16 protein-coding genes and 1 riboswitch are annotated in these 16880 nt (G+C 65.2%); of the genes, 6 read left to right on the forward strand and 10 right to left on the reverse strand.

The window, feature by feature from the left end; translation table 11 throughout:
* Positions 1-15: 15 nt before the first annotated feature.
* Positions 16-1071, reverse strand: coding sequence for a class A beta-lactamase (gene bla / locus F4U94_RS18665; RefSeq protein WP_120252185.1), 1056 nt, complete (start codon positions 1069-1071; stop codon positions 16-18).
* Between the two features lie 109 nt (positions 1072-1180).
* Between bla and ung the strand changes: the two genes are divergently transcribed.
* Both ung and F4U94_RS18675 read left to right on the forward strand, forming a co-directional pair.
* Positions 1181-1894, forward strand: a complete 714-nt coding sequence (gene ung / locus F4U94_RS18670; RefSeq protein WP_120250958.1) for a uracil-DNA glycosylase — start codon at positions 1181-1183, stop codon at positions 1892-1894.
* A gap of 114 nt (positions 1895-2008) precedes the next feature.
* Entirely contained in the window at positions 2009-2350 is a 342-nt protein-coding gene (locus F4U94_RS18675) for a glycine zipper 2TM domain-containing protein (RefSeq protein ID WP_120250959.1), read from the forward strand.
* 200 nt (positions 2351-2550) lie between these two features.
* Here F4U94_RS18675 and rpoZ read toward each other — a convergent pair whose 3' ends face one another.
* On the reverse strand, positions 2551-2895 hold the full coding sequence (gene rpoZ, locus F4U94_RS18680) for a DNA-directed RNA polymerase subunit omega (RefSeq protein ID WP_120250960.1): 345 nt from the start codon (positions 2893-2895) through the stop codon (positions 2551-2553).
* Between the two features lie 128 nt (positions 2896-3023).
* Here rpoZ and F4U94_RS18685 point away from each other — a divergent pair, with 128 nt between their 5' ends.
* Positions 3024-4226: a phospholipase D-like domain-containing protein gene (locus F4U94_RS18685; RefSeq protein WP_172598782.1), complete on the forward strand. Its 1203-nt coding sequence runs from the start codon at positions 3024-3026 to the stop codon at positions 4224-4226.
* 36 nt (positions 4227-4262) lie between these two features.
* Here the strand turns inward: F4U94_RS18685 and F4U94_RS18690 are convergent, their stop codons facing one another.
* The 8 genes from F4U94_RS18690 to F4U94_RS18725 form a co-directional block, all read right to left on the reverse strand.
* Positions 4263-4628, reverse strand: a complete 366-nt coding sequence (locus F4U94_RS18690) for a hypothetical protein (RefSeq protein WP_120252187.1) — start codon at positions 4626-4628, stop codon at positions 4263-4265.
* A 171-nt stretch (positions 4629-4799) separates the two neighbouring features.
* A complete protein-coding gene (locus F4U94_RS18695; protein ID WP_120250961.1) occupies positions 4800-5360 on the reverse strand; it encodes a hypothetical protein in 561 nt (186 codons plus the stop codon).
* Positions 5353-6705, reverse strand: a complete 1353-nt coding sequence (locus tag F4U94_RS18700; protein ID WP_120250962.1) for a sensor histidine kinase — start codon at positions 6703-6705, stop codon at positions 5353-5355. The genes F4U94_RS18695 and F4U94_RS18700 overlap by 8 nt, the downstream gene beginning before the upstream one ends.
* Positions 6698-7408: a response regulator transcription factor gene (locus tag F4U94_RS18705; RefSeq protein WP_120252188.1), complete on the reverse strand. Its 711-nt coding sequence runs from the start codon at positions 7406-7408 to the stop codon at positions 6698-6700. Before F4U94_RS18705 ends, F4U94_RS18700 begins: the two co-directional genes overlap by 8 nt.
* A gap of 104 nt (positions 7409-7512) precedes the next feature.
* The gene (locus tag F4U94_RS18710) at positions 7513-8343 is read right to left on the reverse strand and encodes a sulfite exporter TauE/SafE family protein (RefSeq protein WP_120252189.1); all 831 of its coding nucleotides are present in this window, start codon (positions 8341-8343) and stop codon (positions 7513-7515) included.
* Positions 8344-8655: 312 nt separating this feature from the next.
* Entirely contained in the window at positions 8656-9771 is a 1116-nt protein-coding gene (ald, locus tag F4U94_RS18715; RefSeq protein ID WP_120250963.1) for an alanine dehydrogenase, read from the reverse strand.
* 103 nt (positions 9772-9874) lie between these two features.
* Positions 9875-10591: a CbtA family protein gene (locus tag F4U94_RS18720; protein ID WP_120250964.1), complete on the reverse strand. Its 717-nt coding sequence runs from the start codon at positions 10589-10591 to the stop codon at positions 9875-9877.
* Between the two features lie 9 nt (positions 10592-10600).
* Positions 10601-10828 carry a CbtB domain-containing protein gene (locus tag F4U94_RS18725; RefSeq protein WP_120252190.1) on the reverse strand — a complete coding sequence of 76 codons (228 nt, stop codon included), beginning with the start codon at positions 10826-10828 and terminating at the stop codon, positions 10601-10603.
* 198 nt (positions 10829-11026) lie between these two features.
* On the opposite strand from F4U94_RS18725, the gene F4U94_RS18730 reads away from it, so the two are divergent.
* From F4U94_RS18730 to cobN, 3 genes are all read left to right on the forward strand, one after another.
* On the forward strand, positions 11027-11593 hold the full coding sequence (locus F4U94_RS18730) for a histidine phosphatase family protein (RefSeq protein WP_120252191.1): 567 nt from the start codon (positions 11027-11029) through the stop codon (positions 11591-11593).
* Between the two features lie 64 nt (positions 11594-11657).
* Positions 11658-11907, forward strand: a riboswitch (cobalamin riboswitch).
* A 183-nt stretch (positions 11908-12090) separates the two neighbouring features.
* Positions 12091-13125 (forward strand): cobalamin biosynthesis protein CobW, encoded by a 1035-nt coding sequence (gene cobW / locus F4U94_RS18735; RefSeq protein WP_120250965.1) that lies wholly within the window; start codon positions 12091-12093, stop codon positions 13123-13125.
* Complete coding sequence (cobN, locus tag F4U94_RS18740; protein ID WP_120250966.1) at positions 13125-16862, forward strand: cobaltochelatase subunit CobN; 3738 nt, start codon at positions 13125-13127, stop codon at positions 16860-16862. The genes cobW and cobN overlap by 1 nt, the downstream gene beginning before the upstream one ends.
* Positions 16863-16880: the final 18 nt, after the last annotated feature.

Here is a 16880-nt window from a genome sequence, read left to right on the forward strand (position 1 = left end):
CCGCCTTGATCCTTGTTAAGAGTTATGCGCCAGGCCGTGCGCCCGGTCGGGAGCGTAGAGGAAATAATCATAGGCGGCGCGCGACGCCTCCGCGATGATCCGGTCGCGCGACACATGGCCCTTGCTGTCCTTCATAACGAAGGCGACGACGGCAAAGCGGCGGCCATCGGGCAGGCGGACGATGCCGACATCATTGCCGGTGCCGTTGAGCGAGCCGGTCTTGTGCGCGACCGCCGTGCCGGGTGGCAGCATGCCGACGATCCGCGCCTTGCCGGTTTCGCAATGGGCCATGATGGTGAAGAGCCGCTGAGTGCTGGCCGCCGACAAGGCCCGGCCCGATTCATAGGCGGTGATGAGGTCCAGCATCGCCGTAGGCGTAGCCGTGTCCTGCGGCTCCATGGCGAAGGCCAGGTTGGGCAGGTCACGGATGTCGCGCGTGACCAGCAGCGGATTGGCCCGGCGCGCGGCGTCGGCATTCTGGCGGAAGCTGCCCGACTGCGGATGGATGCCCATGGCGCGATAGAGAAGATGCGCGGTGTCGCTGTCGACGCGCAGGCCGGTGACGCCCAGCTTCGTCACGAAGGCTGTGATCGCCTGCGGCCCGCCGGCGCGCGCCACCAGCACATCGGTCGCATTATTGTCGCTCTTTTGCAGCATCAATTCCAGCAGCCGATCGACCGAAAGGGTCGCGCCGGGGCGGTTGAACATCCAGGCGATGCCGCCTTCGCTCGCCAGCGCGGGATCGAGCGCCAGCTGATCGTCCAGCTGCACTTCGCCGGCGTCCACCAGCGCGAAGATGCGGCCGGCCACCGCGACCTTGTAGGCGCTGGCCATCGGGAAGAGCGTGTCGCCGTTCAGCGCCTGCGTCTCGCCCGTCTGAAGATCGCGCACCGCAACGCCGACAGTGCCGTCGGACAGAGTGGAGAAGCGGGTGAATTCGGCGAGCAGCTTGGCCTCCGCCGTCTGCTGGACCAGCGACTTGGGCGGCGGACCGAAAGCGTCGGCACTGGGCAGAGGCGCGAAGAACAGGCCAAGGGCGGCCAGCAGGCTGATCGAACGGTGAAGCGGCATGATTATCCTGTTACGGATCGCCGCGCGCGAGGCAAGAGCCTTTACCGCGATCAGGGCCAGCGAATGCGCCCGGTTGACAGGGCTTTGCGCCGCGCGCCATCTGGCGGGCATGAGCGATACCATCAAGCTGGACGAAAGCTGGCGCGCGCCGCTGGCCGAACAATTTGCCGCCCCGCATATGCAGGGCCTCAAAAGCTTTCTTCAAGCCGAAAAGGCGGCGGGGAAACGCATCTTCCCCAAGGGCAACGAATATTTTCGTGCGCTGGACCTGACACCGCTGGACCAGGTCAAGGTGGTGATATTGGGGCAAGACCCCTATCATGGTGAAGGACAGGCGCATGGCCTTTGCTTTTCGGTGCAGCCGGGCGTCCGCACGCCGCCGTCCTTGGTCAACATCTACAAGGAGATGGAGACAGACCTGGGCATCCCGCGCGCACGCCACGGCTTTCTGGAACATTGGGCGAAGCAGGGCGTGCTGCTGCTGAACAGCGTGCTGACGGTCGAGATGAGCCGCGCCGCATCGCATCAGGGCAAGGGCTGGGAATTGTTCACCGACGCGATCGTCCGCCTCGTCGCACAGAAAGAGGAACCGGTCGTCTTCCTTTTGTGGGGCGCCTACGCCCAGCGCAAGGCCAGCTTCGTCGACCAGAGCCGCCATCTGGTGATCAAGTCCGCCCACCCCTCTCCTCTGTCCGCACATAATGGCTTTCTGGGATCGCGGCCTTTTTCCAAGGCTAATGCCTTCTTGGAAGCCAATGGGCGCGGCGCGATCGACTGGGCGCTGCCGGAACTGGACGGCGTGCAGCCGGGCCTGTCCTTATAGGCCCTGAGCGCCCCTAGCTGAACGGCGGATAACAGGCCGGTTCAGGATCGTAACATGGTGCGCATGACATACCCCGAATCACAGTTAGAGATTACAGGTTCGAGGAGAAACACCATGTTCATTCGTAAAGCCATCATGGCCACCGCCCTGGCCGCTGCCACCATGACCGCCGTCGTGCCGTCGGCATCCTTTGCGCGCGATCATGACCGTCGCGGTTATCATCGCGATTATCGCGGCGATCATTATCGTGGCGATCGCTATGCCGACCGCCGCGACGACCGCCGCTATCGCTGCCGCAAGTCGGGCGGGACGACCGGCCTGCTGGTCGGTGGTGTAGCCGGCGCCCTGCTGGGCCGGGCCGTCGATACGCGGGGCGACCGCGCGCCGGGTACGATCATCGGCGCTGGCGCTGGCGCGCTGGCCGGCCGCGCAATCGACCGCAACGGCAGCTGCTAAGCGCCTTTGACGTCGGCCGGTACAGCTGAGGGCGCGAACAATGGAGCATGGCCCGATTCAAATCGGATCATGCTCCAGGAGCGAAACGAATAAAGGCGCGGAGGATATCCTCCGCGCCTTTTTCTTATCCTTGAGAAGGTCGAGGCCCGGTCCCGCTTGCGCGGGCCGAGCCTCTTTCCCTCTCCAAACTTGTCGCGCGATCAGCCGTCGTAATCGCCGCCGATATTCTGGTTGCGCGGCGGCGCAGCGGCGGTGAGGCGCAGAGCCTCCGCCGACTGGGCGATCGAGCCGATCTCATCGGGCGTATCGTCATCGTCGATCTGCACCTTCTGCAGCGACGCGACGACCGAATCATGCAGATCGTCGGGCAATACGGTTTCTTCGGCGATTTCGCGCAGGGCGACGACCGGATTCTTGTCACGGTCGCGGTCGAGCGTCAGCTCTGCACCACCGGAAATTTCGCGCGCACGCTGGGCGGCGAGAAGGACGAGGTCAAAACGGTTGGTAACCTTGTCGACGCAATCTTCGACTGTAACGCGGGCCAAACAGGGCCTCCTGCAAACAAGGAATGGAAAAATCCTGAACCGGTCGCCTAGCAGCCCCCCTCCCCAGAGTCAATGAAAAGGCCATAAAGCCATGGCGGCGCAGGGTTAAAATGGGCATGAAGGCAAATATGGCAACGATCGAGCCCGCCCCCGCCTGCGTCGATGCGGACGATATCCGCCTCTCCTTGCAGGACAATCATCTGCGCCTGATCGCGGACGGAGCCGTGTTGCGCGACACGCTGATCGCCCTGATCGACGGGGCGCACCGCAGCCTGAAACTCTATTATTATATCTTTGCCGGCGACGGCAGCGGGACGTTGGTGCGCGATGCGCTGATCGCGGCGCGCGGACGCGGCGTGGCGGTGACGCTGATGGTCGACGGTTTCGGATCATCGCATACGCCCGACAGCTTCTTTGCGCCGCTGATCGAGGCGGGCGCGCATTTTGCGCGATTCGGGACCGGCCGCACCACCCGCTACCTGATCCGCAACCATCAGAAGATGGCGATCGCCGACGACCGGCGGTTGATGATCGGCGGCTTCAATGTCGAGGATGGCTATTTCGGCATCCCGGCGGAGGATTGCTGGCGCGATGTCGGCCTGCTGATCGAAGGCGATCAGGTGGAGGCGATGACGCGATGGTATGGCCAGCTCTGGCGCTGGACGGCGACGCGCAAACATCGTTTTCGCACGCTGCGGCACATGGTGCGGCAATGGCACCCCTCGCTGCATCATCATCCGGCAGACCCGTTCCGCTGGCTGATCGGCGGGCCGACCCGGCGCCTCAGCCCCTGGGCGCAGGTGGTGAAACATGATCTGGAACAGGCGGGCCGGGTCGACATGATCGCCGCCTATTTCTCGCCGGGGCGGGGCATGCTGAAACGCATCGCGCGCGCGGCGCAGCGTAAGGGCGCAAGCCTGATCCTGCCGGCCAAATCGGACAATGGCGCCACCGTGGCCGCCGCCCGATTGCTCTACGGGCCGCTGCTGAAGCGCGGCGTGGAGATTTACGAATATCAGCCCTGCAAGCTGCACATGAAGCTGATCGTCATCGATGATGCCGTCCATGTAGGGTCGGCGAATTTCGACATGCGCAGCCTGTTCATCAATCTGGAGGTGATGCTGCGGATCGAGGATGCCGGCTTTGCCGCGCAGGTGCGCGACTTCATCGGGCAGGAGGCCGGGGCGAGCCGGCGCATCGATTTGGAAGCCTATCGATCGGGGCGCAGTGGCCTTACGCTGCTGAAACAGTGGATCAGCTATCTGCTGGTGGGGGTATTGGATTATACGGTGACGCGGCGGCTGAATTTCCGCGATCCGGACGCGGATTGAAGGAGCAGGCCGCGCCCGCCCCTTCCATCGCCAAATTTAGCGGCCATTGTCGGTCAGGACACGCACTTCGCCGACCGGATAGCCTTTTTCGGCCATTTCCTTGGCATAATCGCCGCGCGCATCGGCCAGTTCGGCGCGATATTCCTCCCAGGCGTCGCGATTATCCTCCGCATCGGAAGAACCGCGCAGATCCTTGGTCAATTCCTTGCGCGCTTCGGCCAGGTCGGTCTGATAATTGAACCAATAGTCATTTTCGACCCCGGCGATCGGGGCCTGATAGACAAGCTGGGTTTCCACCTGCGCCAGTTGCTCTTCATAGCTGACCGGCCCTTCCTGCGCGACGGCAGCGGCAGGGACCATGGCCAGCAGGGCGGCGGCGGCGAGAATTTTCGAACGAGTCATGGGTTCTTCTCCTCTTTCGATCTGAACCATGACCAGCACAACGCACCACCAGCGGTACTTTACGCCTGAACGGATGTGCAGAATGGATGAAGCGAGAGGCGAAGACGATGGAGCGTAACGCAAAGATCGCCCCTTTATCGCGATTTTCCGCCTGATATCAGCGCAATATGGTCAGCGGACGACCAGATAGAAGGCGGCCGGCACCGCGCCGCCATTTTCGATGACGATGTCATAACGGTCGGTGAAAAGCGGCAGCCAGATACAGTCGGCCTGCGCGCCCCCGATCGGCTTGGCGCAGAGCGTGTTACCGTCCGCCCCCTGCACCCGCATCGACAGATTGGCGGCCCCACGCGCCGGTGCGACCGAAATCTGCGCCCGCTGCCCCGCAAGGAAAAGCTGGCGCACGGTCATGCTGCTCCCCGCGCCGAGCGAGCCGTGGCGATAGGCCGGTCCCAGCGCACGACCACGAAAGCCCAGCCCCGAATCCGTGACCCCATGATCATGGGCCTCCTGCGTCCATTGGGTGGCCAGATCGGCTTGCCCATCGGCCGGCTTCGCGCCAAGCGCCGCCAATATCTGCGCGGTGTCGAGCAATGCGCCATGGTTGCCCATGCCCTCGGCCGCGTCACCCTCCAACAGCGTGCGCAACACCGGATCGGACGGCAACAGGTCCGCGGCCGGCGCAGCGGGGCCGGCCATCATCAGCAATCCGGGTAGCAGCAGCTTAATCATCGCGAACCTCCGGCTGGAGCACGAAGCGCGCACCGGGCGCGGCGTCCTCCACATGCAGCGACAATTCATGCCGCTCCGCGATCGCCCTGGCGAGCGCGAGGCCCAGGCCATGCCCACCGCCCCGCGCGCCGTCAAGGCGGACATAGCGTTCGAATATCCGTTCCCGGTCGGCCGCAGGGATGCCCGGCCCATTATCCTGCACCACGATGCGCGGCCCCGGCGCCAGTTCCAGGACGACCGACCCGCCGCTCGGCACATATTTGAAGGCATTGTCGAGCAGATTGGACATGAGGCGCGTCATCTGCATCGGGTCGGCGCGACTGCGCACGCATGGCGCGATCCGCGCATGGAAACCGATACCCAGATCCTCCGCACTGGCGCCATAAAGGTCGGCCAGGCTTTCGGCGATGTCGCTCAGATCCACTTCGGCAAGGCCCCGCGGATCGCCGCGCATCGCCTGCGTACCTGCAATGTCGAGCAACGAATCGAGCAGGCGCACGACGCCGCGAATTTCCCCGCGCGACTGGTCGAGCGTCCGCAGCAGGGCAATATCCTGCGTGCTTTCCATCGCCTTGAGGATGCGGGTGTCGAGATGCATCAGCGGCGTTCGGATTTCATGCGCGGTCTGGTCCGACACGGCGCGCTGCGCCTCCACCAGCCGTTCGACCTGATCGAGCATGTCGTTGGTGTTGGCGGCCAGTTCCGCCAGTTCGTCATTGGTCCCGGCGCCCGGCGCGCGAGCGGCGATGCGTCCGGCGCGCACGGCGGCGAAGGTGGCATTGACCACCTCAACCCGAGCGCGCAGGCGGCGGGCGGCAAAATGGCCCGCCACCAGGCTGAGCAACGCGATGCCCGCCCCGGCCACGGCAAAGGCGGTGGCAAGGCGACCAAGCAGCGCCTGCCCCCGATAGCTGCTGCGCCCCACCAGCAGGCGGGCGCCGGTCCCCAATTGGGTGGCACGGGCGAACATGCGGTCGCCGTCCGGCAGGGTGATATAGCGCGCCTCCGACACTTCGGACGCGATGACCGGCCAGCGATCGAGATTGCCGGCCAGGCGGCGGCCAGCCGGATCGGTCAACAGATACCAGCTGCGTTCGCCATCTTCCCGGTTCATGGCTAGGCGATCGGCGATACGTTCCCGCAATTCGGCCACGTCGCTGCTGAGATAGATATCGGCGAGGCCGGCCAGATCGGTATCGACTTCGCGGGCCAGCATCCCTCGTCCGTCGTCATCGACGATCTTCTGCACCACCAGGAACAGTGCCAGCGTGGAGAGCAGGCTGACCAGCAGCGCCGAAAGCGTGACCCGCCCGAAAACCGAGCGGAACAGATCGGGTCTAGGCAAGGCCCGGTCCCGTCGCCGCGATCAACCGATATCCGGTGCCCCAGACGGTTTCCAGCACCGGGCCGTCGAACCCGTCCTCCAGCTTGCGGCGCAGGCGACCGACATTGACGTCGACCACGTTGGTCTGGGGATCGAAGCTGAGTTTCCACACCTGACGCAGCAGCATTTCGCGCGTCACAACTTCGCCGGCATGTTCCATCAGATAACGGAACAGTTCGAATTCCTTGGGCGAGAGCGGCAGATGCTTGCCCTGGCGAAAGGCGGTGCGCGCCTTCACATGGCATTCCAGGTCGCCGAACAGCAGCACCGGTTCATGGCTGCGTCGACTGGCCCGGCGCCACAGCGCGCGGACGCGGGCGACCAGTTCGTCCGGCTCGAACGGCTTGGCGAGATAGTCGTCCACGCCGCTTTCCAGCCCTTCGACCCGATGTTCGCTGCGGCCCAGCGCGGACAGCATCAGCACGGGGGCGCCGACGCCCGCGACGCGCAGGCGGGTGACGATGTCGATACCGGACAAATGGGGCAACATACGGTCGAGGATGATGACGTCGTGGCTGCCACCGCCGGCGCGATTGAGGCCGGTGGCGCCGTCGACCGCCTGTTCCACCACCATGCCGGCGCTGCTCAATATGGTGGCGATGTTGGCGCGTGCCGCCTCGTCATCTTCCACCAGCAATACAGAAATTGCGTCCGCCTGCGCCATCATGGTCCCCCCGCTCGCAGATAACGCGAAAGGCCGCCAGTGACAAAGCCTGTTAAAGCATGTCGCCGGCGGCCTTTCAAAAACCGTCCAATTCCGGGGCTATATCAACCGTGCAGAGCGCCTCGGAACATGATGACCGAGATGATGATCAGATAGACGCCGAAGATCTTCTTCAGCGGGCCGGCCGGCAGGCTGTGCGCGGCGGCAACGCCCAGCGGTGCGGTCAGCATCGACATGGAGGCGATGGCGAGCGTGGCGGGCACGTTGATGTAGCCGAGCGATCCCCAAGGCAGGCCGCCTTCCTTGAAACCGATGATGGCAAAGCCGATCGTGGTCGGAATGGCGATCAGCGTGCCGATGCCCGACGCCGTCGCAATGGCGCGGTGGATGGTGCGACCGCACAGCGTCATCACCATGATCGCGATCACGCCGCCGCCGATACCGAGCAGCGAGGAGAAGGTGCCAAGGCCGCCGGCGATGCCCATGCGTACGATGCCCGATGGCATGGTGTCGCTGACCACCTTGCCGCTGACGCTGGGCAGGAGGAAGTTGAGGGACATGAGGCCGACGCCGGTGGCGAAGATCATCTTGAGCGTATTGCCGTCGACATGGCCGGCGAGCATCACGCCCACACCGCAACCCAGCACGATCCAGGGCGCCCAGGTCTTGAGCACTTCGAACTCCACCGCGCCGCGCTTGGCATGGGCCAGCAGCGATCGGATGGAGGTGACGATGATGGTCGCGGCGGACGTGCCGATGGCGACATGGGCGATGGCATCATGCGTGCCGCCCAGCAGCGGCAGCACAACCAGCAGCGCAGGCACCACGACGAAGCCGCCGCCGATGCCGAAAATGCCGGCGGCAAAACCCGCCACCAGCCCGGCGGCCAGCATCGAAACGAGCGGAATGAGCCAGATCATGACGTCGCCCTGCATCACCGCGTCCCCTTCTGCCCAGTGCGGCCAGCGCGCATGTTGCTGCGTTCGCCTTTGCGGATCAAGGCGGCGAAAGTAGGGAAATCGACCATGATGTTAGACCATGCCTCTCTTCGGCGAAATCAAGCTGCATGGGGGGCATGTCGTCATGTCCCCCTGCCCCGCTCAACGAACGACGGGCGGTAACCCGCAAGCCCCTCTTCCAAAGTATGACGCATGGGAGAAACAAAATCGCGACGGCGACCTATGAGAAAAACGGCGTCGCACCGAACATGAGCATGATGCCGATCATGATATGGCGGATGACATGGGTCAGTTCAGCGCCTCTTCCGCCGGGGTATAGGGCAGGTTCAGATCGTCGGCCACGGCCCGGTAGGTGACCTTGCCGTCCCAGATATTGAGGCCCGCGCGCAGATGGGGATCATGGCGCAGCGCCGCCTTCCAGCCCTGCTCTGCGATCCGCAGCGCATGGGGCAAGGTCACATTGTTGAGTGCATAGGTGCTGGTCCGCGCGACGGCGCCCGGCATGTTGGCGACGCAATAATGGACGATGCCATCGACGATATAGGTCGGGTCCGCATGGGTGGTGGCATGGCTGGTTTCGAAACAGCCTCCCTGGTCGATCGCGACGTCGACCAGCACGGCGCCCTTCTTCATCGTCTGAAGCATGGCCGCACTGACCAGTTTGGGCGCGGCCGCACCGGGGATCAGCACCGCGCCGACGACCAGATCCGCGTCGGCCACACATTCGGCCAGATTGGCGCGATTGGAGAAACGGGTCTTGGCCCGTGCCTCGAAATACATGCCGAGCTTTTCGAGCACTTCGGGACTGCGGTCGAGAATGGTGACGTCGGCGCCCAGGCCCACTGCCATCTGCGCCGCATTGAAGCCGACCACGCCGCCGCCGATCACCACCACCTTGGCCGGCAGTACGCCCGGCACGCCGCCCAGCAGCACGCCACGCCCGCCATGCGCCTTTTCCAGCGCGGTCGCGCCCGCCTGGATCGCCATGCGGCCAGCGACCTGGCTCATCGGTTTCAGCAGCGGTAGACCGCCATGGCCGTCGGTCACCGTTTCATAAGCGATGCAGGTGGCGCCCGATGCGATCAGGTCGCGCGTCTGTTCCGGGTCCGGCGCCAGATGAAGATAGGTGTAGAGGATCTGACCGGGGCGGAGCATCGCGCGCTCCTGCGACTGCGGCTCCTTCACCTTCACGATCATTTCGGCCGTCGCAAAGATGGCGGCGGCGGTCGCGATAATTTCCGCACCGGCGCGTTCATAGAGCGCGTCGCTGGCGCCGATCCCTTCACCCGCGCCGCTTTCCACCAGCACATGATGGCCATGTGCGGTCAGTTCATGCACGCTTTCGGGTGTCAGGCCGACCCGATATTCGTGATTCTTGATCTCCTTGACGGTGCCTACGATCATTCAGCCTCTCCAATTCGCGGCGCGTGGTCGACCCGCGCCATCATCGCCCGATGATAGCGCAGGCCGGACCGCGAATGTTCCCGATGTTGCCGGTCAGGCTATATTATGCGCGTCGCAGGACAGGTTCCGCCCAAAGGCCGAAGGCGATGCCGATCGTGCCCCACAGAACCGCCTGACTGGCGATCGATGCGACCCGGAAATTCCAGAGCAGGGTCGCCGGGAAATCGGCCGGCACTTCATTGATGACCGGCAGCAGATATTGGCCGACGCCCACCACCAGTGCGAAAGCGCCAACGGCCAGCAAGGTCGCGTCGATCGGCCGCAGCGAGCGCAGCAGCGCGGTGCGGACATGGGCGGCGATCACCGCCGCGGCGATCGACAGGCCGATCATCATGAAATAGGCGGCGGTGCGGATGCCCACCGTTTCATGCTGGCCCACGGCCGGCGGTGTCTGAGGATATTTGATCCCCGGCACGATGACGATCAGCAGGAAGGCAAGCCCGGCCAGCAGCAACGCGAAGCTGCGTGGCCCGATCCGACCGAACCGGCCATAGCCATAGGCGAAGACCAGCGAGAAGATGCCGCCGACCGCCGCGCCATAGAGGGCCAGCGCCGTGAACAGCCCGGCGCCCTTCTGCGTGTCGCGGCTGACCAGTTCCGGCTCTTCGACTGCGGCCGGCGCATGGTGCGCGGCATGCGACGCCTCATAGCCGATGGCGAGGTCGATCTGCGGTTCGGCAATCACGCGCGCGACCAGCGTGGCGAGCAGCGCCGCCAGGATGCCGGCCAGCATCCCGCGCCACAATAATGTCCGGGTCACGGCCGGGCGTCAGTGACAGGGAAAGCCAAGGAGATGGCGGCCGTCATGCACATATTCATGCACATACATGCCGTCGAACAGCGCAAAGGCACCCTGTTCGGTGCTGACGAAATAGAGGAAGATGAGCGCGATCAGCGTACCCAGCACGGCCCAGGGCGCGATATCCGCAACCGGGATGGTGGCATCGCCGCGAACGGGGATGAACGGATCGTCGAACAGAGCGGCGGTGTTCGCCATGGCCTGATACTCCTGCACGGGATTGCGCGTCCCCGGAAAATAATGTCGCGGTTCGGAAGGAAGGTCTGGCTCTCGACGTCGGCTATGGACGGCGATAACAGTGGCGCGACCGCGCCGGAATTGCACCGGCTTCTTCTTTCTGAACGACCCGTGCTTTAGGCTGAGCGTGGGGACGCCGTCAATCACCTGCTGGAGGCCATGCTGACGACATCGTTGCTGCTGCTTTGCGCCGGGCCGACGCGCGCCAGCCGACAGGGCGGCTTTCCTGCCATTGATGAGGCGCTGGACGATGGCGGCCGGCGCGATGCCGCTGCGCTGGTCCTGCCGGTTCGCTTCCGGTACGCGGTACAATCGAGCCCCACCCCGTCCGCGATCGAAACGGCGCAGGCCATGGGCGTCACGCCCCTGCCCCAGCCGGCATTGCGCGACATCGATCACGGCCGATGGGCCGGGCACGACTTTGCGACGATCGCGACAGAGGAACCCGAAGCGCTGGCACAATGGCTGGCCGATCCGGCGCAGGGCGGCCCGGATGGCGAAAGCCTGCACGCCTGTCAGTTGCGGATCGGTGCCTGGCTCGATGCCCTCACCGCGACTGGTGCGCCCATCTGCGCCCTGACCCATCCGATGCCGATCCGTGCCGCAATCGCCCATGCGCTCGCCATGCCGCTGCGCGCCAGCCTGTCCATCGACATCGCGCCGCTGTCGCGCACCACCCTGTCCTTCAACGGTCGCTGGCGGCTCCAGTCGCTGGAGCCGGGCTGAAAAGAGTTGCGGACCTTCATTGCCGCCTCTATCCGCATGTCCGCCCATGCGTCTTGCGACATATGGGTGAATAGATCGCGCCGGTGCCTCGCAAGAGGCTTAAAATGGGAACGCGGTGCGGGCGGCGATACGCGGCCCTAATCCGAGGCTGTCCCTGCAACTGTAAGTGGCGAGCGCGATACACAGATGCGACGGGGCAAGGCGCCCCGTGCCGCAGCCACTGGGCCGGACGCTGCAACATGCGAGGCCTGGGAAGGTCGTGTATCAAGCGATGACCCATGAGCCAGGAGACCTGCCGGCGTCTGGTCGCTCTTGCTTTGGTCCAGGGGATGGCCGGGGCACGGTCCAACCCGTCTGAGCGACGAACGAAGCGGCAGGGGCCGCACGATGCGCAAAGCCGGCTGCCCCGATATGGGTGCCCGGCCGATCCTGTGCATCGACCGTTCGCGAACGGTTAAGTCCCTGCGTTTTTTAGACGCGCGATAAGGGATAAGATCATGAGCAAAGTGCCGACCACCGTCATCACCGGATTTCTGGGCGCGGGCAAGACCACGCTGATCCGCCATCTGCTGCAAAATGCCAAGGGGCGCCGGCTGGCGCTGATCATCAACGAATTTGGCGATGTCGGCGTCGATGGCGAACTGGTGAAGGGCTGCAATGACGAGGCCTGCCCGGAAGACGATATCGTTGAACTGGCCAATGGCTGCATCTGCTGCACCGTGGCCGACGATTTCCTGCCGACCATGCAAAAGCTGCTCGATCGGCCCAATCCGCCCGAGCATATCATCATCGAAACCAGCGGCCTGGCCCTGCCCAAGCCGCTGGTGAAGGCATTCCAATGGCCCGACATCCGCACCCGCGCCACGGTGGACGGGGTGATCGCGTTGATCGATGCCGACGCGGTGGCGGCCGGCCGCTTCGCTGCGGACGAAGTGGCGCTGGCGGCGGCGCGCGCGTCCGACCCCAATCTGGACCATGACAGCCCGCTGGAGGAATTGTTCGAGGAACAGCTGATCTGCGCCGACATGGTGGTGCTGAACAAGACCGACCTGGTCGATGCCGCCACGCTGGCGACGGTCGAGGCGCAGGTGAAGGCGGAAACCCGCCCCGGCGTGGCGATCATCCACAGCGCGCAGGGCGCGGTCGATCCAGCCGCATTGTTGGGCCTGAGCGCGGCGGCCGAAGATGATCTGGACGCCCGCCCGTCGCATATCGACGGGATGGAGGAGCATGATCATGATGATTTCGACAGCTTCATCCTGTCGGGCGGCGATGTCGCCGATGTCGATGCGTTGGTCGCGGGGCTGAACGCCACGATCGCCGCCCATGACATTTTGCGCGTCAAGGGCATGGTGTCGGTGGCCGGCAAGCCGTCGCGGCTGGTGGTGCAGGCAGTCGGCCCGCGCATCCAGCATTATTTCGACCGCGCCTGGAAGGCGGACGAAGCCCGTCGCACCCAGCTGGTCGTGATCGGCCAGAAGGGGCTGGATCGCGCCGCAATCGAGGATGCGCTCAAGCCGGTCATCGGCTGATGCACCTTCTGTCCGCCACGCCCGGCACGATATCCAATGGCGAGGAGGCGATCGACCTCGACCAGTCGCCGGGCGATATCGTGATCCTGACGGTGGCGGACAGCGAACTGGCCTGTTTCGCCAAGGCGGCGGCGCGCCTGACAGATGAAGATCCGATGTGCGGGGCGCCCAGCGTGCGCCTCGCCAATCTGCTCCAGCTGCGCCATCCCTATTCGGTCGACCTCTATGTCGAAAAGGTGATCGCTCAGGCGAAATTCGTGTGCGTCATCCTGCTCGGCGGCAAAAGCTACTGGCCCTATGGCATAGACGAGATCGCGCAGGTGGCACGGGAGCGAGGCATCGCCTTCGCCGCGATCGCCGACGGGCGGGAGGATGACCCCGCGCTCGACCGGGCTTCGACCGTGCCGGCAGCATTGATCGACCGGCTGCGCGACTATCTACGGCAGGGCGGGATGGCCAATGCGCTAAGCTTCCTGCGCACGGCGGCGCGCACGATACGACACGATGCCGGCACGCCCGACGATCCGGTGCCGGTCGCCGACGCAGGCCTCTATCTCTCCGGCGTCGATCGCCCTGCCCTGTCCGACATGCGCGCGCGCTGGAGGCAAGGCGCGCCCGTCGCCTGTCTGATCTTCTACCGCGCGCTGATGGTGGCCGGCACGCTGGACGCGGTGGATGCGATGATCGCGGCGCTGGAGGCGCGCGGTTTCAACGTCGCGCCGGTCCATGTCCGGGCCTTGCGCGAGCCTTTCGCGATGGACTGGCTGAAAGGCGTACTGGCCGACATCCGGCCAGACGTGATCCTCAACGCCACGAGCTTTGCCGCCTCCACCTCATCCGAACCGCGCACCGCCAGCATATTGGAACGGGCCGACTGCCCCATCCTCCAGCTGGCATTCGCCGGCGTCGAACAGGGCGAATGGCAGGATGCCGCCCGTGGCCTTGGCCCGCGCGACCTGGCCATGAATGTCGTGCTGCCCGAAGTGGACGGTCGCATCTTCACCCGCGCCGTTGCGTTCAAGGCGGCCGAGCGGTTCGACGCGCTGACCCAATGCGGCATCATCGTCCCGCGCGTGGCGCCCGATCGCGTCGCCTTCGTCGCCGATCTTGCCGCCCATTGGGCACGGCTGCGCCGTACGCCAGCAAGCGAACGACGCGTGGCGCTGGTGCTGGCCAATTATCCCAATCGCGACGGGCGGATCGGCAATGGCGTGGGCCTCGACACGCCGGCCAGCGCCGCCGCGATCCTCGCCGGGCTGGCGGCAGCGGGCTATGATATCGGCAATGCGCCGAGGACCGGCGCCGGACTGATGACCCTGCTGACCGGCGGCGTCACCAACGACCTGTCTTCATTGGATCGTCCCGGCGAGGTTGCCCTGCCGCTCGCCGATTATCGCATCGCCTTCGCCGCCATTCCGGCGCAAGCGCGCGCCGCCATGGTAGAGCGCTGGGGGGAGCCGGAGGCCGATCCCTTCGTGCGCGACGGCGCCTTTCGTCTGGCCGTGCATCGCTTTGGGGGTGTCGCACTCGCTGTTCAGCCCGCGCGCGGCTATAATATCGACCCCAAGGCCAGCTATCACGACCCCGCGCTGCCGCCGCCGCACGCCTATCTGGCTTTCCATATCTGGCTGGAGGCGCATTTCGGCGCACAGGCGGTCGTCCATGTCGGCAAGCATGGCAATCTGGAATGGCTGCCGGGCAAGGCGGTGTCCCTGTCCGAAAATTGCTTCCCGGAAATCTGCGCCGGGCCGCTGCCGCAACTTTACCCCTTCATCGTCAACGATCCGGGCGAAGGGACGCAGGCGAAGCGGCGCATCGGCGCGGTGATCGTGGATCATCTGACCCCGCCGCTGACCCGCGCCGAAACCTATGGGCCGCTCAAACAACTCGAAGCGCTGGTCGACGAATATTATCTGGCAGCCGGCATGGACCCGCGCCGGCTGGACCGGCTGCGACGCGACATCATCGACCTCGCGCAGAGCCAGGGGCTGGACAAAGATGCCGGCGCGCAGGGCGATGACGATGATGCGCTGTCGGCGATCGACAATTATCTGTGCGAACTGAAGGAATTGCAGATCCGTGATGGGCTGCATGTCTTCGGCGTTTCACCCGAAGGCCGGTTGCGCCGCGACCTGCTGATCGCGCTGGCGCGGACGCCGCGTGGGTACGACCATGAAGGGCAGGCCTCGCTGCTAAGAGCGATGGCGCAGGATCTGGACCTCGATTTCGACCCGCTGGATTGCCGGATGGGCGACCGCTGGAGCGGCGCGCGGCCGGAGGCGCTGGCAAGCATGTCCGACGAACCCTGGCGCACCCATGGCGATACGGTGGAACGGCTGGAATGGCTGGCGGCGCTATTGGTGGACAGCATCCATCGCCCTGCGTGGGGCAAAGCGACGGCAAAGGTGCTGGACGCCATTGCCAGCGATCTCGCCCCCCGTGTCGATGCCTGTGGACAGCGTGAAATGCAGGCGCTGCTCTGCGGCCTCGACGGGCGTTTCGTCATGCCTGGGCCGTCCGGCGCGCCGACGCGGGGGCGGCCCGATGTGCTGCCGACCGGCCGCAACTTCTTTTCGGTCGATACCCGCGCCGTGCCCACGGCCGTCGCCTGGGAATTGGGGAAGAAGTCGGCGCAGCTATTGGTCGAGGATTATTTCCAGCGGGAGGGCGATTATCCGCGCGCCATGGCCCTGTCCGCCTGGGGCACCGCCAATATGCGCACCGGCGGCGACGATATCGCGCAGGCGCTGGCGCTGATGGGGGTGCGTCCGCGCTGGGACTGGACATCCGGCCGGGTCGTCGGGTTCGAGATGATCACTTTGGCGGAACTCGGCCGACCGCGCGTGGACGTGACCTTGCGCGTGTCGGGCTTCTTCCGCGATGCCTTTCCCGAACAGATGGACCTGATCGACAGCGCCGCCCGCGCGGTCATGGCACTGGACGAGCCGGAGGAGGATAATCCCGCCGCCGCCCGCCACCGGCGCGAGACTGAAGCCCTGATCGGCGAAGGGCAGGACGACGCAACCGCCGCCCGGCGCGCAGGCGCGCGCGTCTTCGGGTCGAAGCCGGGGGCCTATGGCGCGGGGCTTCAGGCGATGATCGACGAGAAATTGTGGCACAGCCGCGCCGACCTGGCCGACGTCTATCTCGACTGGGGCAGCTATGCCTATGGCGCGGGGGTGGAGGGCGACGCCGAACGGAGCCTGTTCGCCACGCGCCTGAGCGAAGCCGATGCCGTCGTCCAGAATCAGGATAATCGCGAGCATGACCTGCTGGACAGCGACGATTATTATCAGTTCGAAGGCGGCATCGCCGCCGCCGTCGAGCATCTGAAGGGCGCAAAGCCCATCAGCTACCATAACGACCATAGCCGCCCCGAACGCCCGGTCATCCGCACGCTGGAGGATGAGATCGGCCGGATCGTGCGCGGGCGCGTGACCAATCCCAAATGGATCGCGGGCGTCATGCGCCATGGCTATAAGGGCGCGTTCGAAATTGCCGCGTCGGTCGATTATCTCTTCGCCTTTGCCGCCACGACCCATGCCGTGCGCGACCATCATTTCGACGCCGTCCATGCCGCCTTCATCGAGGATGAGGCGGTGCGCGCCTTCATGGCCGATGCCAACCCCGCCGCCCTGCGCGAAACCGCCGCGCGCCTGAGCGAGGCGCTGGAGCGCGGCCTGTGGAAACCCAAATCCAACAGTGCGGGCCTGTTGCTCGCCAGCCTTTTGATTTAACGCGTTTTCTTAACCAGC

The organism is Sphingobium limneticum, assembly GCF_008710155.1.
Taxonomy (GTDB): Bacteria; Pseudomonadota; Alphaproteobacteria; order Sphingomonadales; family Sphingomonadaceae; genus Sphingobium; species Sphingobium limneticum.